Source organism: Paraburkholderia sp. JPY419 (genome assembly GCF_050435705.1).
Classification (GTDB): Bacteria; Pseudomonadota; Gammaproteobacteria; order Burkholderiales; family Burkholderiaceae; genus Paraburkholderia; species Paraburkholderia youngii.
In genome coordinates, this window is sequence record NZ_JBNDKV010000004.1 from 1,664,651 (window position 1) to 1,682,517 (window position 17,867).

A 17,867-nucleotide genomic window follows, 5' to 3' on the forward strand; every position below is an offset into this window, starting at 1 on the left:
ATGATCGTCTTGGACGCGACTCATGCAAAACGCATCTAGCGACCCGAAGCGGACTATCCGCACCTGCGCTAGTTGCGCTATTTACCACGCCCGAGTCGGTCCACAGCGGATTGCTTGCGCCCGGTTGCTGGTTCCAGCTTGCCGGCGCGGCCCAAACCGAAAACAGGCATATTGACGTATACGCTCTCATAGGCCCCGGCAGCGACGGCAAAGGTTTCGTGCCAGATGCCAACTGAGCCATCGATGCCAATCGATTGATTGAACGCCTTCCATGCCGGGAGATGAGCTGCGTGCTTACTGGTGGCGTAGGCCATCAGTTGGTCGACCGAACGCCAGTACTGGACCATGATGATCGTTTTTGAAAACCACGTCTCCGCATGCAAGAAGCCCAGTTGGGGCTGGCTCCGCAGTTCGCTGATCATGCGCGGCATGGCAGCAGCGACTGGCCACCACTTATGTACTTTCCAAGGCTGATTGATTCGCATACCGATCAGAAACACCACAAAGTCTCCGTCGATTGCGGCAGTCAGGCGTTCACGGTGAATCATGCTCCGGCTCCCTGGAGAAAGTTAAAACGTGCGCTTTTGTCCGTACCGATCCGTGACAAGGTCAGTGTACGGAAGATTGCGCGTTGAGGTCTGCTTTTGGCCGACTGGCGTCTCTTTAGCAGGTCACGCATGGTTTGGCTGAATGCGAACAAAGATACAGCAACGCCAAGCGCGACAAGGCCGACGAGAATGAAAAGCGTGCGAACACGATGAGCATCACGCCAAGCCGCCCGGCTTGCATGTCTGTCGCTCAGGGATTGCCAGCCGGTAAGACGGCAGCCGGAAACAACCAGGTATTCATCGGGATAGATCTTCTGCTCGCTGAGATCGATCCCATCCCGATCGTAGTCGTGGCCAGCGATCCTGCCTCCCTCTTCCTGTGCAGTGACCACGCCCGGCAAACGGTTGCCTGTGCCGTCATGAAGTGCATCTGCCTCGCCGCGACGACCATAGCGGCCAAAACCAGCGTCCTCGCCCCCAAAATGCGCTCCCTCTCCACCGCGGCTGCCAATGGCCATTGCATTGCCGGAAGTCGATCAGCCATTATTCTCATCGCGTTCGTCTTGGCATCGAATCTCGTGACTGTCGATGATTCGTGTGGCGGTGTCGAACGTCTCATATTGGCCGGGTCCTGCCGCTAGCGAACGCTGGCTCCTGGCCGCCGCCGTCCCGTCGGCGAATGCACCAAGCCGACCCGCTTCCGCCGTTGACCATTTCATGGATCAAACGGCCGCAATAACGCGCACATCGGGCATTGGGAAAGGCACCGCGGGAGAAAGCTACGACACCGCCCTTGCGCCGATGCTTTCCATTACCGCGATGGCATGATCGATGTGCACCTTGGTATGTGCAGCATTCATCATGAAACGCAGTCGTGCTTGTCCGAGTGGCACGGCCGGAAACTGGACTGAGTCGACGTGGACACCTTCTTCACGCAGCACCTTGACGTAACGCGCGCACAGTTCCGTCTCGCCGATCAGCACGGGGACGATTGCCGTCTCGGTCGACAACAGCTGGTATCCGAGCGGGCGGATACGATCAATGAAATAACGCTGGTTGTCCCACAGTTTTTGCCGCCGTTGCGGCTCTTCGGCCAACAGGTCGAGCGCAGCAAGTAGGGCGCTAGCCTGGTCCGGCGGCGGCGGGCAGGTAAAACCATAGGCGGAACTAGTAAGCCGGATCACGTCAGCCATATCGCGATCGACTGCCACGAACCCGCCAATGGCGCCAAATGCCTTGCTCAACGTGCCCATCTGGATGATATGGGGGCTGTAGCAACCGAAATGTTCCGAGGTGCCCCCGCCATGCTCGCCTAGTACGCCGGTAGCATGCGCATCATCGATATACAGGATGGCGCCATAGCGCTCGGCCAGCGCCACCAGGTCCGGCAGGGGGGTAATCGTCCCTTCCATGCTGAACACGCCGTCGCTGACGATGATTGGTGTGGTGCGGTCCCCCTTCTGCAGGAGCGACTCCAGATGATTCAGGTCGCGGTGTCGGTAGCTGTGCCGCAGTGCGCCGGACATCTGGATGCCTTCCCGAATGCTGACGTGATTGAACTCATCCGAGTAGTAAGCATATTTCCGGCGAGTCTTGGGGCGGTAGCCGTGTAAGCGCGCCAGCGTAGCGGCTTTGACCAGCGTCGAGAGCACGCCGAGATTGGTCATGTAGCCAGTCACGAACAGTACTGCGTCACTTTTGTGCTTGAGTGCACCCAGGCGTGCCTCGAGTTCGCGGTAGACCTCCAGATCGCCGCCCAGAAGGCGCGACTCGCAGTTACCGACGCCATAGCGATCAAGTCCCTGCTTGGCGGCAGTCACCAATCGGGGATGATTCGCCAGTGCCAGATAATTGTTCGAACTGAACGAAACGAATTGACGCCCATTTGAAATAAAGGTGGGATCCGGCAGTGTTGCGTGAACGTCAGATACGTGGTGAATAGTGTGGCTCTCCAGCCATTGGGCGATTTCGCTTAAGTCATGCATGATATTTTTCGTTTCGGCGCCGCCACAGATCTTGCGTGTGCGCATAGACGCGCGGCGCCTCGTCGTTGTCGCTGAGGCGGGTGGTCTCTGCTTACGCGCGGCGGCAACGTTAGTCGTGCCCCTTGTATTGTTGTCGTCGACGGGACAGGCGTCGCGATATGCCGGGAGGCGCGCGTATTGTAAACAAAATTTCCTACAGAATATTACGGGCATAAACCCGCAGGCACGGTGCCTAGGGGAGATGGGCGGTTTTGCAGATGAGCAAGTGAAAAGATGGAGGCAATGCAGCAAGCCCTGCCTTAGCCGGGCAGTTTCGCCCATCGTCGCGCGAATTCATCGCATCATGCAGGCGCCTGGCCACTTCCAACTCGCGCATGAAGGTCGCAGATTACAGCGTCAAGGTTTAAAAAGGCTCGCGCATGGGCGAAATAAAAATGGCTAACGGCGGCCTGCGACTTGTTTCGCCGTCAGCTGGCTCATCGATCTCGGCTCAGGCTCCGTCGTCCCCCGCGCGGGCGGGCTGGACCGGCACTGGCGCAATATCAAGCTCATCGCTTCGCACAATCCACGCCTTTACAAGGAGAAGCCGCTCGGGCAAAGCGCATTGACAGGTCAGCTTCGTCCGACGGGCGGCTTCTTCTTCGTTTGAACTCGTACGGCGGTTCCGCAAACGCTCAGAAGAACAGTAGCGCGCGCAGTTCGATGCTTCGGCGTGGCTGCGCATCAAGCGGCGAGGACGGATCATCGAACGCCGTGTGTGCAGTCAGCCGCGCGACATCGTCGCCCGCCGAATCGTAGATTTTCAGCAGCAGCACTTCGTCCGGCGACATCAGCGGAAAGTAGTACCAGCGGTGCCGCGGGTTGAACACGAACGCATACGTCTCGCCGACCTTGTCGCGATAGATGAGGTCCGACGGCACGAGGTCATTGAGCGAGATGCTGCGCGAATCGCACAGTGCGAGCGGAGACGACTCGACTCTCCCTCCGATCGGCCGCCACAGATTGACGATCGCGACGCGGCCTTTCAGCAGATCTTCCGCCTCATGCGGTGGAAGATGATCGCGCACGCGGCGCGGGCCCGACAGGAAAGTCTGATCGTTGTGGATGAACTTGACGGGTTCGCGCACCCCGTCGGCCCGCTCGGTCCGGCCATCGCGCAGCGTGTGATCGAAAATCACGGTGCGCTTTGCGCCCGTCGCCCGTTTGAGCAGCGTTTCAGACTCCGGGTAATAAACGCGTTCGATCGCCGTCGGATCGGAAAAATCGTTCAATGCACTTGCGTGATGGTGTAATTCGAAGCCGTTACGATCGAGCGACAAACCACCCGGCGGCGGCGCTATGCGCGCGTTGCTGACATTCACGCGCTGCGTCCGGTAGACGCCGCTACGCAACGGCGCACCATCGGGCGGCTCGTACGCATAGGTGGCGGGCTTTTCGCCGTTCGCAACCAGATAGTTCAACGCGGCCTCGACGACGGCCGGCTGCTCGATAACGATATCGTTCATCGCCTGCGCTCCATAACAGAGATTCGACACGCGCCCATTCACTCAGGCGCGATTTCTCCGAGTGCATGAAACATGTCTAGCGTGTATCCCAGATTGAAGTACCCTGCGCGCGCGTAATTCGCAATGCGTTCGAGCCGTTGCGGGTCGTTGCCGACGGCAGCATGCGGGCTTTTTCCTGGGGCTGCTGCGTGACTGGAGCCGATATCCGTGCGCTGCTGGACCACCGCAAATCGACGGAAGATGGCGTGATCCATCAACATGGTGCGCCCTCCTGTTCGTTACGTTCATTGAATCTAGTCACCCAAAGGCGCTTCCACAAACAAGCATTTATGCAATGCTTTTTAGCGTGGCGCGCACTTAGGCAGCAGCACTCAAGGACGGAACCGGTCGGTATGGATCGGCGTGAGCGGTCGGGGCCTAAGCCCACAACAGGCGACGAACTCGCGGCACGACTTCTTCCGCGAAGCTGCGCATATCCGCCTCGAACGGTTGGAACTGAAGCATGAATTTCTACCGATATGGTATTGCATGAAAATCATTAAGCGCTCGACGCCAAAGCCCGCTGCGGGACAACATGCGCATCCTATATGTTTATCTGAATTTACTATTTAGCGCCCGCATAACGCAGTGTTAGCCTCGACGGGTTCGTCCGCTGACGCGCGTTCATCGCTGCGTCTGTTGCGGCATGCATTTCTCCATCGAAACGGATTTCCGCAAGGAGCTAACATGAGCGTCGAATTCATCGGCATGATCCAACAGCGCAAGGTATCGGAAACGCATCTTCCACAAGGTCCCGCTATCGACACCGACTATGTGCGCGCCTTCGCGCAGGCGCACGAGAACGCCGGCTTCGATCGCATCCTGGTTCCGCACAGTTCGACGAGCCCCGACGCGACGATCACGATCGCTTACGCGGCGAGCGTGACATCGAAGGTGCATTTCATGCTCGCACATCGTCCGGGCTTTGTTGCCCCGACACTCGCGGCCCGGCAAATCGCCACGCTCGATCACTTCTCAGGCGGACGGCTCGCCGTGCATTTCATCTCCGGCGGCAGCGACGAGGATCAACGGCGCGACGGCGACTTCCTGAGTCACGACGACCGTTACGCACGCACCGACGAATATCTGCAGATTCTGCGTCGCATGTGGACGGAAGATCAGCCGTTCGATCACGAAGGCCGCTTTTACCGCGTGGAAAAGGCCTTCTCCGAGGTCAAGCCGAAGCAGTCGCCGCATGTGCCGATCTATTTCGGCGGCGCATCCGAGCCAGCACTGGCCGTCGCTGGCAAGCACGCCGATGTCTACGCGCTGTGGGGCGAATCGAAACAGCAGGTCCACGAACAGGTGACGCGCGTGCGGGCCGAAGCAGCGAAGCATGGCCGCAGCGTGCGCTTCTCCGTGTCGTTCCGCCCGATTCTCGCCGCGACGGAAAAGGCCGCATGGGAGCGCGCAGAACACATCCTCGAAGAGACGCGTCGCCTGCGTGTCGAACAGGGCTTCTCGCGCGGCGGTCCGCAACAGAGCGAAGGGGCGCGCCGCCTGCTCGCTGCATCAGGTGAAGGCGTGCGCGCGGACGAGCGTCTCTGGACCGCCGTGGCGAAAGAAATCGGCGGACGCTCGAATTCGACGGCACTTGTCGGCACGCCTGCTCAGGTTGCACAGACGCTTGCCGAATATCATGAACTCGGTGTCACGACCTTCCTGATTCGCGGCTTCGATCCCTTGGAAGACGCCATCGACTATGGCCGCGAACTGATTCCCGCGACCCGCGAACTTACGTCCCGCGCACGCCGCGCCGCCTGACAGGAGCGATCATGAGCACCGTACTCGCCGATCGACCGTCGCTCGCGCGGCACGACACGCCCGTGCGCAAGTTCTGGTTCGACGATGAACAGGAACCTCAGCGCTCGCTTGCCGAAGAACGTCTGCATCGCCAGCAACGTCTCGCGGGCGCGTTTCGACTGTTCGCACGATATGGCTTCGCGCAAGGGCTCGCGGGCCATATCACCGCGCGCGATCCCGAATGGACCGATCACTTCTGGGTCAATCCGCTGGGCCGACACTTCGGCCGCATGCGCGTGTCGGATCTGCTGCTGGTGAATCGCCGCGGCGAGATCGTCGTCGGCGATGGGCCCGTGAATCAGGCTGCATTTGCGATTCATGCGGCGATTCACGAGGCGCGCCCCGATGTCGTCGCGGCCGCTCATACGCATTCGCTGTATGGCAAGGCATGGTCGACGCTCGGCCGCAAGCTCGATCCGTTGACACAGGACTCTTGCGCGTTCTACCAGGACCACGCGCTGTTTGATGATTTTCGCGGCGTCGTGCTCGATACGACGGAAGGCGCGCGCATCGCGGATGCGCTCGGCTCTCGCAAGGCCGTGATCCTGAAAAATCACGGCATCCTGACAGCGGGTCCGACAGTCGAAGCGGCTGCATGGTGGTACATCGCGCTCGACAACGCGTGTCATGCGCAACTGCTCGCGGAAGCGGCAGGCACGCCGCAGCCGATCCCTCACGATATGGCAGATCTCACGCATCAGCAGGTCGGCCGCGCAAACGGTGCGCGTCATGCATTCGACAGCCTGTATGAAGGGCTGATCGAAAGCGAACGGGAGTTGCTCGACTGATGGCCATTCACAAACTGCGGCACTTCGTCGAAGAGATTGCAGAACTCGTCGATGCCGGCGTCGATGAAGCCGCGCTGCTCCATCGGGGCGCGCTTGCGCTGCGCGAACTGATCCGCGTTGACGACTGGCTGCCCGATGCCTACGCGCAGCCGTCCCTCGAACGCTACCAGCAATTTCTGCTCTACGCCGATGCGCGGCAACGCTTCAGCGTAGTCAGCTTCGTGTGGGGCCCGGGCCAGCAGACGCCGATTCACGATCACACCGTGTGGGGACTCATCGGTGTGCTGCGCGGCGCGGAACTTGCGGCACCCTATGCGCGCAACAACGACGGCCCGCTACGCGCGGCGGGTGCCGAAGTGCGTCTCGAAGCGGGCGATGTCGAAGCGGTGTCGCCCGCCATCGGCGACATTCATCGCGTGCGCAATGCGTACGACGACCGCACGTCCGTCAGCATCCACGTTTATGGTGCCAACATCGGCGCGGTGCGCCGCTCCACCTATCCGCCAGGCGAGCGGCCGAAGCCCTTTATTTCAGGCTACTCGAACGACACACTCCCCAACCTGTGGGATCTCAGCAAGGAATCGCATCTTTCATGACGTCATATCCCGTCCGCACATCTGAAGACGTGCGTGAAGCGCTGCTCGCACGCCGCGAAATCGCGCTGCTCGATGTCCGCGAAGAAGACCCGCACGCGCAGGCTCATCCGCTCTTCGCCGCGAACCTTCCGTTGTCGAAGATCGAACTCGATGCGTACACACGCTTGCCGCGCCGCGACGTACCGATCGTGCTGTTCGATGCAGGCGAAGGACTTGCGACGCGCGCCGCGGACAAGCTCACGTCCCTCGGATACACACAGATCGCGCTGCTGGCGCGCGGACTCGACGGATGGATTCGCGCCGGCGGCGAAGTGTTTCGCGACGTCAACGTGCCGAGCAAGGCTTTCGGCGAATTCGTCGAAGCCCAGCGGCATACGCCTTCGCTTTCCGCCGAGGCGGTCGGAGCCTTGCTTGAAAACGGTGACGACGTCGTCGTGCTCGACGCGCGCCGCTTCGACGAATATCAGACGATGAACATTCCCGGCAGCATCAGCGTGCCCGGCGCGGAACTCGTGCTGCGCGCGCGAGCGCTCGCGCCGGACCCTAGGACGCGTGTGATCGTCAATTGCGCGGGGCGCACACGCAGCATCATCGGCACGCAATCGCTCGTCAATGCAGGGCTGCCGAATCCCGTCGCGGCGCTGCGCAACGGCACTATCGGCTGGACGCTCGCGGGGCAGACGCTGGAGCACGGCAGCAGCCGACGGTTCGATGCCGAGGCCGGTCTCGATCAGACGAACCTCGATGCATCGCGCACCGCAGCGCGCGCGCTCGCCGACCGCGCGGGCGTCCAACGCACGACGCTCGATGAAGCCGCTCGCTGGGCATCCGATCCGTCGCGCACCACGTATCGCTTCGATGTGCGCACGCCAGCCGAATACGAACGCGCGCATGCACCGGGGTTTCAGGGCGCGCCGGGCGGCCAGCTCGTGCAGGAGACGGACATGTTCGCGCCCGTGCGCGGCGCGCGCGTGGTGCTGTTCGACGATGACGGAGTACGCGCCAACATGACGGCCTCGTGGCTCGCGCAGATGAACATCGACGTCTATGTAATCGATGATGCTGCCGACCAGGATCTGACGGACAGCGGCGCCTGGCGCGGCGCAAAACCCGAGCCCGCGCATACACCTACCCTATCCGCCGACGAACTCGCCGCGCTGCTCGCCGATCCATCGAGCGGCACCGTCGTGATCGACGTCACGTCGAGCGCCAATCACGTGAACGAGCATATTCCGGGTGCGCACTGGATCGTGCGTTCGTCTCTGTTCAACGATGCCGACGATCTGCGCACGCTGCCCGACGCAAGACGCTATGTGGTCGCCTGCGCGACCAACGCGCTCGCACCGTTCGCCGCGCCTGAAGTCGCCGCGCTGACAGGTAAGCCCGTGCATGTGCTGGAGGGCGGCACATCGGCGTGGATACGTGCGGGCTTTCTGACCGAATCGGGAGAGTCCCGGCTCGCTTCGCCGCGTATCGATCGCTATCGTCGTCCGTATGAAGGCACCGACAATGCGCGCGAAGCGATGAACGCCTATCTGGAATGGGAATACGGCCTCGTCGCGCAACTCGATCGCGACGGCACGCATGGCTTTTTCGTGGTCTGATCGCGGATCAGGCGGCGCGCGACAGACGTGCCGCCTTGAAGCTTTGTTCGACGCTTTCCGCGAGCACGCCGAGCGCTGACTGCAGCTTGCCCAACGCGCGCGAACGTACTATCCACACTGCAATTTCTGGTTTGAAGTCGGCGATCTGAATCACGTCGAGCTGCGCTGCGTGCGAGCTATTGCGCAGCAGCGGCAGCGGAACCAGCCCCAGGCCAACGCCATCTGCGACGAGCCCGAGCTGCAATTCGGTGCCGAGCGTTTCGAGGTTGAGCTTCAACGTGTAGCCTTGTGACGCGAGCGCCTGCTGCAAACCCGCGCGAAAACCGCAGCCATCGGGATTCAGCACCCAGCCATAGGATTGGCATTCCGCCAGCGTATGCGCGCGCTTCTTCAGGCTGCCCTTTTGCGCGACAACAGCCAGCTTCAATTCGCCAAGCGTTTCGCCCGTTAGCGTATCGGGCAACGTACGGTTGGCCGGCAGCAGCACGATCGCGGCGTCCAGCTCTCCTTCATCGACTCTCTGTAGCAGCGGATTGCCCCATCCAGTCGACACGCGCGCCTGCAACTCGGGATGCGCACCGCGCAGCGCATGGAGGGCCTTCAGCATGGCCACATCGGCGACCGTCTGCGCGACGCCGAGTCGCAACACGCCCGCGAGTGGTGCGTCGTCCGAGACCAGATGCCTGAGCGCGTCCACCTCGCGCACGATGGCACGGCATTGCTCGAAAACGACGCGACCCATCGGCGTCGTCTTCAGCGGTTTCGTATTGCGATCGAGCAGCTCGACGCCGAGCGCCTCTTCGAAGTTCTGGATGCGGCGCGTGACGGCAGGTTGCGTCAGCGCGAGAGAATCGGCGGCCTGACTCAGCGACTGGCTGCGCACGACGGCAATGAAGGCCTCGATTTCATCGAGTTTCATGGATGGTCTTGTCTTCAAATGAAGTATTGACGGAGCGACATTAGCCTGCAACCGCCCGCACGCTCAAGCGGTATTTCCAGCTTTCCGTTTTCCTCTCACGCATATTAACAAAGAAGAACAATGCGTTTGCCTTATAAAACCTGCGACCGTATCGTGTGTTTTTATCCAACTACCTCATGCTGCGCTCCCTCATGCCCTTCCTTCTCAAGCGATTTCTGCAAAGATTTTCCGGCCTTCTGATTTGCGCGATCGTCGCGAGCGCATCGCCTGCCGCGCTGGCGGACACGACGCTTAAAGTCGGCGACCAGCAGTTGCAGACGCGCGGCATACTCGAAGCGTCAGGCCAGTTGAAGGACGTGCCGTACAAGATCGAATGGTTCAACTTCCCTGCTGCGCAACCGCTAGGAGAGGCGCTCAATGCGGGGGCAATCGATGTCGGCGGCCTCGGCGATGCGCCGCTGATCTTCGCGTACGCGGCGGGCGCCCGAGTGCGTGCGGTAGCCGCAACGCGCTCGACGCCGACCGATCTCGCGATCATCGTGCCCTACGCATCGCCGATCAGAACGGCCGCCGATCTCAAGGGCAAGCGCATCGCGACCACGCGCGGCTCGATCGGCCATTACCTCGCGATTGCAACGCTCGAACGCGCGGGCATCAAGCTCTCGGATGTGTCGCTGCGCTTCATGCAGCCCGCCGACGCAAAAGCTGCGCTCGCGTCCGGTAACGTCGACGCGTGGTCCACGTGGGATCCGTATGTCGCGCTTGCCGAGCAGCGCGATCACGATCGCAGCATCGCGAATGGCGTCAATCTGTCTTCTGGCCTTAGCTTCCAGGCTGCGACGGAAACGTCCATCAAGGACAAGCATGCCGAAATCGCCGATTTCCTGAAGCGCGTCGCGGCCGGCCAGCGCTGGGCGCTCTCGCATCCGGACGAAGTGGCCGCGATGCAATCGAAAGCGACGGGCTTGCCGCCCGAAGTGTTGATGACCGTCTATCAGCGCGCGCAACTGCATCCCGTCGTCATCGACGATGGCCTCATCGCCGAACAGCAAAAGACGGCCGATCTCTATCACCGTGCGGATGTGATCAAGACACCGCTCGATGTCACGAAGAGTTTCGATCGGCAATTTCCGCTTACCGCACAGTGAACCGACCGACCATGACCAGCCGTCAACCCGAAGGCGCGCTTGCTGATGCAGAGCGCGACGGCGAAGCGCTCGAAGCACTCGCCGATCTCGACAGTCCGCAAGCCGATGCGTGGCTCGCCGCGCTGACAGCCGAATTCGGCGCAGGCGCCGCCGCGCTCGACGCCGGCCCGATCTTCCCGCATGCGAACCTCGCCCGTCTGCGTCGCGCGGGGCTGCTTTCGCTGACCGTGCCGCGTGCGCTCGGCGGACGCGAGGCCACACTTGCACAAGCGCTCAAGGTGATTCGCGCGGTCGCACGCGGCGAAGCTTCAACGGCGCTGATTCTCGTGATGCAATATCTCTATCATCTGCGTTTGCAGGCCAATCCGAACTGGCCGATAGCGCTGAAAGAACGCGTTGCGCGCGATGCCGTCGAACGCGGCGCGCTGATCAACTCGTTGCGCGTCGAGCCCGAACTCGGCTCGCCGTCGCGTGGTGGCCTGCCCGCCACGGTTGGCCGCAGCGAAGGCGATCACTGGATACTGAACGGCCGCAAGCTGTATTCGACGGGCAGTCCCGGCCTGACCTGGTTCGCCGTGTGGGGACGCACGGACGAAGCGGCGCTGCGAGTCGGCACGTGGCTCGTTCATCGCGACACGCCCGGCATCCGTTTCGGCGAGCCGTGGAATCATCTCGGCATGCGCGCGACGGGCAGCCATGAAGTGATCTTCGACAACGTGCGCGTACCGTTCGACCAGGCCGTCGATCTTCAACCGCCCGGTCCGACCAACGGCATGGACCTGGTGACAAGCCTGTGGATGAATGTGCTGCTGCCTTCGACCTACGACGGCATCGCACGCGCCGCGCGCGACTGGTTCGTGCAGTGGACAGCGCACCGGGTGCCTTCCGGACTGAACGCCCCGCTATCGACGCTCGACAGTTTTCAGCAGACGGTGGGGCGCATCGACGCGCTGCTGTTCAACAACCGCGTCCTGCTCGATGCAGGCGCAGCCGGCCAGATCGGCGCGGTCGAAGCGCCGACCATCAAGTATCTCGTCAGCAAGCACGCTATCGATGTCGTCGAACTCGCACTCGAAGCGAGCGGCAATCCCGGCCTGAGTCGCAACAACGCACTGGAGCGCCACTACCGCGACGTGCTGTGCGCGCGCATTCACACCCCGCAGAATGACACCGTGCTCGGCAATCTGGGCCGCGCCGCATTCACCACCACTTTACCCACGAGGAGCGAACCCAGATGAGCGTCGAATTCATCGGCTATGTGAGCCATCAGGAAGCGAGCGAGATTCATTTGCCGAAAGGACCCGCCGTCAATCCGCCGTACATTGCCGCCGTGGCGCAAGCGCATGAATATGGCGGGTTCGACCGTGTGCTGATTGCGCATTCGAGCGCGTCGCCCGACGGCTTTCAGATCGCCTCGTTCGTCGCGCAACAGACGAAGCGCCTCGGCATCCTGCTCGCGCATCGTCCGGGCTTCGTCGCGCCGACACTCGCGGCACGTCAGCTTGCTACGCTCGATCATTTCAGCGGGGGACGCACGGCCGTCCATATCATTTCGGGCGGCGACGACGTCGAGCAGCAGCGCGACGGCGATTTTCTGTCGCACGAGGAGCGCTATCGGCGCACGGACGAATATCTCGACGTCGTCAGGCGTTCATGGACGAGTGAAACACCGTTCGATCACGAAGGCGGTTACTATCGTGTCGCGGGTCACAAGTCGCAGATCCGTCCGTTGCAGCAGCCGCATTTGCCCGTGTATTTCGGCGGCTCGTCGGACGCCGCAATCGAGGTCGCGGGCAAGCATGCCGATGTGTATGCGCTGTGGGGCGAATCGCTCGCCGCCGTCGAAGAAACGATAGCGAAGGTGCGCCAGTCTGCTGCGCGCCATGGACGGGAAAAGCTCATCCGCTTCAGCCTGTCGCTTCGCCCGATCATCGCCGCGACGGAAGAGGCCGCATGGGCGCGCGCCGAGTCGATTCTGGAGCGTGCGAAGGGTGTCGTCGCTGCCTCGCCGAATTTCACGCGCAGGCCAAAGGAGCCGAAGAATGTCGGCGCATTGCGATTGCTCGCTGAGGCGGACAAGGGAAGCGTGGTCGACACGCGTCTGTGGACGGGAATCACTGCACTCACGCGGGCAGCGGGAAATTCGACGTCGCTTGTCGGCACACCGCAACAGGTTTCCGACGCGCTGGTCGAATATCACAAACTTGGAGTAACGACCTTCCTCATTCGTGGATTTGATCCGCTCGAGGATGCATTGGCCTACGGGCGTGATCTACTGCCGCTCGTACGCAACGCGGTCGCAGAGAGGAACAGGACGCGAGAAGCCCTTCCCGCTTAGCTCATTTTCCGCACTCTGCGCAAACGCAGCGCGCCGAAGCCGGCGCGCTGCGTTCCTCCATCAAGCCAATACGTCGGCAAACACCCGCGTGGCAAACCGGTCCGAGTTCGTCCCCGAATTCAACACGCCTACGGATTTCAGATCGTCGGCGTACAGCGAGATCTCTTTCTTGAAGGCATCGCCCACGGGATGATGGTGATCCGTGTGGCTCTTCAACATCTCCGTCAGTTGCGCGACGTTCGCGCCAGGCGCATTCGGCGCGAAGATCGCCGCGGCCTCGGCGGGATGATTCGCGGTCCATTCGGTGGCTTCCAGCAAGGCCTGCGTCAGCGCCTGAGCCGTCGCGCGGTCCTTGCGGACGAGGGAGCCACGAACGCCTAGCACACAACACACGCGGTTCGCGTACTCGCCGCACAGGTTGTTCGACACTTCCTGCAGATGGTCCGCCTCGCGCAACGTCCAGATAGTCGGGTCGCCATCGGCGATCGCATGCACCTCGCCCTTCTTCAGGGCTTCACCCAATAGCGGCGCCGGATACGGACGCCAGTGCACGTCGTTGTCGGGATCGACGCCGATCTTCTTCAGCGAGACCGCGAAGAAGTTCTTTGCCGGGCTCGCCAGGTCGCTCACGCCGACAGTGCGGCCCTTCAACCCTTGCAGATCGACGATGCCCGATGCGCGCGTCGCGAGCAGGCGCATGCAGCCGCCGTGGATGCCCGCCGTCAGCTTGACGTCGAATCCCTGCTCCAGCGGCTTGATCCAGCGCAGCGCCATGCCGACGCCCGCGTCGGATTTGCCCGTAGCGATCGCTTCGAGTAGCTGGTCGGTCGAACCCGCGAAGTTGATCAGTTCGACCTGCAAGCCATGCTTGCGGAAAAACCCCTGCTGCACGGCGACGGGCACGGGCGCCGTGCAGATGGCGCCTGCATTCCATGAGAGTTTGAGCGGTTTCAATGCTTCGTCGGCGGATGCGCGCACGCCGGGCAGTCCGAACGTCGCGCCGCCGAGCGCCGCAGCGCCCATTGTCCATGCCGTGTTGCGCAGCCAGGTGCGGCGCGCGGCGTTCGATGGTGTGTTGTCGCCTGAATGCTTCATCGCGTGATTCCCCTAAGTGAAGTTGTTTTGGTTACGCGCCGTTCAGGTGTCGAGACCGAGCAGCCCCAGCACTTCGCGGCGCAACCTGACGAGATCGGGGTCGTCGCGATGGCGCGGATACGGCGCGTCGTTGTGCACTTGCGAGACGATGCGCGCCGGGCGTTCGCTCAGCACGATCACCCGGTTAGCGACAAACAGCGCTTCTTCGACGTCGTGCGTGACGAGCAGCACCGAAAAGTTTTCGGCCTGCCAGAGACGTACCAGCTCGGACTGCATCCGGATGCGCGTCAACGAGTCGAGCTTGCCGAATGGTTCGTCGAGCACGAGAAGTTGCGGATCGTTGACAAGAGCGCGCGCGAGCGCCGCGCGCTGCGCCATCCCTCCCGAGAGCTGATGCGGAAAGGCTTTCGCGAACGCCGACAGACCCACGAGTTCGAGCGCGGCATCGATACGCTTTGCTGCCGCATCGCGCTGCGCACGCTGAGCCTGCGGACCGAGCGCCACGTTGTCGCGCACCGTACGCCATGGAAACAGCGTCGGGTCCTGGAACACGACCACGCGCGACGGATCGGGTCCTGTGACGGTTTCACCGTCCGCATGAATGACGCCTTGCGCGGGCGCATCGAGACCCGCCACGAGCCGCAGCAAGGTGGACTTCCCGCAACCGCTCGGTCCGAGCAGCGCGACAAATTCGCCGGGTTCGATTGTCAGACTGATGTCGTCGAGCACGGGCAGCGCTTCACCGCGCAGCGCAAACCGATGTGTGACGTTGCGCACGTCGATGCGCGCGCCCCGCTTCGCGTGAGACGTGTGAGACAAAGAAGCGGCTACCATTTCAGCATTCCTTTTTGCCAGATGAGCAATCGGTCACGAACGCGGAACAGCAAGGTGATCAGGCCGGAACACATCAACGCCATCACCAGCAGCGCGGCGTACATGTTCGGATAGGCAGCCCACCCCTGCGCCCATTGCAGATACCAGCCGAGGCCCGCTTTCACGCCCATCATCTCCGCGACGATCAACACCGCGAACGAGGCACCAAGTCCCATGAACAGCCCGACGAACACAGACGGCAATGCAGCGGGAATCGCGACTCGCAGGATCAGAAACGACGGCTTCGCACCGAGCGTGCGCGCCACGTCGTAGAACGCGGAATTGACGCTCGCGACGCCCGACCACGTGAGCACCGCAACGGGAAACGCCGTCGCCAGCGCGATCAGGAACACGCTCGCGCTGAAACTCGACGGAAAGAAGAAGAACGCAAGCGGCAGCCACGCAGTAGCCGGCAGCGGACCGATCAGCCGCAGCACAGGATGCAGCCAGTAGCCGACTGCCTTCGACCAGCCGATGCTCACGCCGATCACGAAGCCCGTCAGCGCGCCCAGCACGTAGCCATATGCGAGCAATTCGAACGAATGTGCGACGCTCGCGGCGAGGCGTGGGAGGTCGTCGGCATAAACGGCGATCAACGCTTGAGGCGGCGCAAAGAATGGCCGCGGCAGCCATTCGAGTTGCGCGGTGACGACTTCCCATGCGGTCAATCCGATGGATAGCGCGAGCAGCCACGGCGCACCGTTGAGCCATGCTTCGACGCGCGCGCTTCGCGTATTGCTCGTACGCCAACCCGCGATGCCTATGGCAAGCGACAATGCCGCCAACAGCAGCTTGAGAATCGACAGCTCGCGTGTATAAGGCCAGTCGTCGAGCGCGGGCCACCATCGTGTGACGGCCGCGCCGCCGAGCCAGCCGAGCGCGGCCACCAACGCGACCAGGCGTTTGCCGTGCTCGCGTCCGTCGCGCTTGCCCTCTTCTGCGACACCAGCAAGCTCAAGCGTTTGTGTTTGCGTGGACATGTCATCGTGCTCCGTCGATCAATCCAGGTTCATGCGCTGGCAAGATGCGTCTCCGAGATCGCGCGCACGTCGATGCGGCGCGGCAGGATCGCATCCTGATGCGCACGATCCGCTACTTTTTGCAGTGCTGCGATATCGGCGTCGGTGACGAAATGCTGCTTGAGCGACGCGCGTTGCGTGATCTGCCTGGCGGCATCGAGCGGCGTGCGTGTGAGCATCGCGTAGATTTGCGCGTAGGCGTCGGGATTCGCGAGCGCCCAGTCGCCCGCACGTTGATAGCGAACGAGCACGTCAGCGATAGCGGCATGCTTGCGCGGATCAGCCAGCGATGCGCCCGAAGCGGTGATAAAGCCCAATCCGCTGTTGATGCCCGAGCCGTCGCGCAGGATGCGGCCGCCACGTTGCACAGCGATGCCGTAGTACGGATCAAAGGTCGCCCACACTTCGATCGCGCCGGATGCGAAGGCCGCAAATGCATCCACGGGCAGGATGAAGCGCACCGTCACGTCGTCTTTCGTGAGTCCGGCTTCCGCGAGTGCACCGTATAGCTGAAACTGCGAAATGCTGCCGCGTGCCGACGAAACGAACACCGTGCGGCCTTTCAGATCCGCGATGGTGCGGATGGTCGATTTCGGTGCCACCAGAATGCCGAGTTGAGCGCCCGAACCGATGCGCGTCGCCACGATCTTCAGCGTCGGGTCGCCGACGGCGGCCGCCAGCACTGGCAGATCGCCCGCTGGCGCGAGATCGACGGAGCCCGCGCGCTGCGCTTCGAACAACGGCGCGGCGCCCTGGAAGTTGGCCCATCGGAACGCGTAGGGCGCACCGTCGAGTACCTTCGCCGCTTCGACGAGCGCGCGCGTGCCGCCCGCCTGATCGCCGAGCACGATGGTTACATCGTCTGCCGCACGGGCGTTACGTGCGCCTGTCAACGCACTCGCCATTGCAAGCGGCGCGGCGGCAAGCGAACGCAGCACACGCCGGCGCGAGTGCACCGACGTTGATAAAGACGTTGGAACAGAGGCGGTCATAAGTCCTCGCTGTGCATATTACGCACAGCGTAACGACGACTGTCCGCCTTGAGAATTATTCAATTTCGATATGTTTATATCGACTCAATATTTATCGTTCGCATTTTCTCGGGGGTATGCGGGCACGGTGGAAATCAATCGACGTTCACCGTCTACCGACTGCTTGTCCCGGACTGTGGCCTTCGACCGGTCGGCAGATTGACGATCAGCGCGCCGATGGGCCTTGGTGAACTGCGTCTGAACACTCCAACGCCTTGGCGAACGCACTTCGGCCACGCCTCGCCGGTTCGGGCAGCTGGAGCTTCGTCCTTGCATCCGGCAGGCGCAGCTTCGCGCTGTCCAAGACACGCCGTAGTGTCGGACATGGCAGAGAAGCGTTCGCGGAGCGGCAACCGGCCCGCTCCTGAAAGCGGATGGAAGCCACTCATCAGACGGGGTTCTCGTCGCCGCGTCGCCCGAGCGAAACGGCCCGTATAGCAGCTTAACTGCACTCGGAAGACGTTGTAACACGCAAAGTTGACCGGCGCCCCAGCCAACGTCCGTCTGGCAGTCAGAGTGACTGAAGGCCCGATTCGCTGTCGAATGGGCTCGCGCCGTAGAAGCATCATTTTTTTC

17 protein-coding genes and 1 pseudogene are annotated in these 17,867 nt (G+C 62.2%); 8 read left to right on the forward strand and 10 right to left on the reverse strand.

Translation table 11 applies throughout. The annotated features are described in order from the left end of the window. Window positions 1-77: 77 nt before the first annotated feature. From QFZ91_RS36155 to QFZ91_RS36165, 3 genes are all read right to left on the reverse strand, one after another. Window positions 78-548, reverse strand: a complete 471-nt coding sequence (locus QFZ91_RS36155) for a DUF4188 domain-containing protein (RefSeq protein ID WP_429570197.1) — start codon at window positions 546-548, stop codon at window positions 78-80. Next, complete coding sequence (locus QFZ91_RS36160; RefSeq protein WP_176383649.1) at window positions 545-1,066, reverse strand: hypothetical protein; 522 nt, start codon at window positions 1,064-1,066, stop codon at window positions 545-547. The genes QFZ91_RS36155 and QFZ91_RS36160 overlap by 4 nt, the downstream gene beginning before the upstream one ends. A gap of 261 nt (window positions 1,067-1,327) precedes the next feature. Next, a complete protein-coding gene (locus QFZ91_RS36165; protein WP_429570198.1) occupies window positions 1,328-2,578 on the reverse strand; it encodes an aminotransferase class I/II-fold pyridoxal phosphate-dependent enzyme in 1,251 nt (416 codons plus the stop codon). Window positions 2,579-3,002: 424 nt separating this feature from the next. On the opposite strand from QFZ91_RS36165, the pseudogene QFZ91_RS36170 reads away from it, so the two are divergent. Beyond that, a pseudogene (locus QFZ91_RS36170) lies at window positions 3,003-3,182 on the forward strand (acyl-CoA dehydrogenase); the annotation flags it as partial. A gap of 25 nt (window positions 3,183-3,207) precedes the next feature. Here QFZ91_RS36170 and QFZ91_RS36175 read toward each other — a convergent pair. Further along, window positions 3,208-4,038, reverse strand: coding sequence for a CmcJ/NvfI family oxidoreductase (locus QFZ91_RS36175; RefSeq protein WP_176383650.1), 831 nt, complete (start codon window positions 4,036-4,038; stop codon window positions 3,208-3,210). 38 nt (window positions 4,039-4,076) lie between these two features. Next, entirely contained in the window at window positions 4,077-4,298 is a 222-nt protein-coding gene (locus QFZ91_RS36180; protein ID WP_429570199.1) for a hypothetical protein, read from the reverse strand. 466 nt (window positions 4,299-4,764) lie between these two features. On the opposite strand from QFZ91_RS36180, the gene QFZ91_RS36185 reads away from it, so the two are divergent. The 4 genes from QFZ91_RS36185 to QFZ91_RS36200 are packed head-to-tail and all read left to right on the forward strand — an operon-like array spanning window position 4,765 to window position 8,868. After that, the gene (locus QFZ91_RS36185) at window positions 4,765-5,841 is read left to right on the forward strand and encodes an LLM class flavin-dependent oxidoreductase (protein ID WP_176368189.1); all 1,077 of its coding nucleotides are present in this window, start codon (window positions 4,765-4,767) and stop codon (window positions 5,839-5,841) included. A gap of 11 nt (window positions 5,842-5,852) precedes the next feature. Then, the gene (locus tag QFZ91_RS36190; protein WP_429570200.1) at window positions 5,853-6,668 is read left to right on the forward strand and encodes a class II aldolase/adducin family protein; all 816 of its coding nucleotides are present in this window, start codon (window positions 5,853-5,855) and stop codon (window positions 6,666-6,668) included. Continuing rightward, a complete protein-coding gene (locus tag QFZ91_RS36195) occupies window positions 6,668-7,264 on the forward strand; it encodes a cysteine dioxygenase (RefSeq protein ID WP_429570201.1) in 597 nt (198 codons plus the stop codon). The genes QFZ91_RS36190 and QFZ91_RS36195 overlap by 1 nt, the downstream gene beginning before the upstream one ends. After that, window positions 7,261-8,868: a rhodanese-related sulfurtransferase gene (locus tag QFZ91_RS36200; protein WP_429570202.1), complete on the forward strand. Its 1,608-nt coding sequence runs from the start codon at window positions 7,261-7,263 to the stop codon at window positions 8,866-8,868. Before QFZ91_RS36195 ends, QFZ91_RS36200 begins: the two co-directional genes overlap by 4 nt. 7 nt (window positions 8,869-8,875) lie before the next feature. Here QFZ91_RS36200 and QFZ91_RS36205 read toward each other — a convergent pair whose 3' ends face one another. Continuing rightward, window positions 8,876-9,787, reverse strand: a complete 912-nt coding sequence (locus tag QFZ91_RS36205) for a LysR substrate-binding domain-containing protein (RefSeq protein ID WP_429570203.1) — start codon at window positions 9,785-9,787, stop codon at window positions 8,876-8,878. 191 nt (window positions 9,788-9,978) lie between these two features. Between QFZ91_RS36205 and QFZ91_RS36210 the strand changes: the two genes are divergently transcribed. The 3 genes from QFZ91_RS36210 to QFZ91_RS36220 are packed head-to-tail and all read left to right on the forward strand — an operon-like array spanning window position 9,979 to window position 13,273. After that, window positions 9,979-10,935 carry an ABC transporter substrate-binding protein gene (locus QFZ91_RS36210; protein ID WP_429570204.1) on the forward strand — a complete coding sequence of 319 codons (957 nt, stop codon included), beginning with the start codon at window positions 9,979-9,981 and terminating at the stop codon, window positions 10,933-10,935. Window positions 10,936-10,946: 11 nt separating this feature from the next. Then, the gene (locus QFZ91_RS36215; RefSeq protein WP_429570205.1) at window positions 10,947-12,173 is read left to right on the forward strand and encodes an acyl-CoA dehydrogenase family protein; all 1,227 of its coding nucleotides are present in this window, start codon (window positions 10,947-10,949) and stop codon (window positions 12,171-12,173) included. Beyond that, window positions 12,170-13,273 carry an LLM class flavin-dependent oxidoreductase gene (locus QFZ91_RS36220; protein ID WP_429570206.1) on the forward strand — a complete coding sequence of 368 codons (1,104 nt, stop codon included), beginning with the start codon at window positions 12,170-12,172 and terminating at the stop codon, window positions 13,271-13,273. The genes QFZ91_RS36215 and QFZ91_RS36220 overlap by 4 nt, the downstream gene beginning before the upstream one ends. Before the next feature lie 60 nt (window positions 13,274-13,333). Here QFZ91_RS36220 and QFZ91_RS36225 read toward each other — a convergent pair whose 3' ends face one another. From QFZ91_RS36225 to QFZ91_RS36240, 4 genes are read right to left on the reverse strand one after another with little or no spacing between them, the layout of a single operon-like run. Next, the gene (locus tag QFZ91_RS36225) at window positions 13,334-14,368 is read right to left on the reverse strand and encodes an ABC transporter substrate-binding protein (RefSeq protein WP_429570207.1); all 1,035 of its coding nucleotides are present in this window, start codon (window positions 14,366-14,368) and stop codon (window positions 13,334-13,336) included. Window positions 14,369-14,410: 42 nt separating this feature from the next. Continuing rightward, window positions 14,411-15,202, reverse strand: a complete 792-nt coding sequence (locus QFZ91_RS36230) for an ABC transporter ATP-binding protein (protein ID WP_429570208.1) — start codon at window positions 15,200-15,202, stop codon at window positions 14,411-14,413. Continuing rightward, window positions 15,196-16,221, reverse strand: coding sequence for an ABC transporter permease (locus tag QFZ91_RS36235; RefSeq protein WP_429570209.1), 1,026 nt, complete (start codon window positions 16,219-16,221; stop codon window positions 15,196-15,198). Before QFZ91_RS36235 ends, QFZ91_RS36230 begins: the two co-directional genes overlap by 7 nt. A 29-nt stretch (window positions 16,222-16,250) precedes the next feature. Continuing rightward, on the reverse strand, window positions 16,251-17,252 hold the full coding sequence (locus QFZ91_RS36240) for an ABC transporter substrate-binding protein (RefSeq protein WP_429570210.1): 1,002 nt from the start codon (window positions 17,250-17,252) through the stop codon (window positions 16,251-16,253). Window positions 17,253-17,867 lie beyond the last annotated feature (615 nt).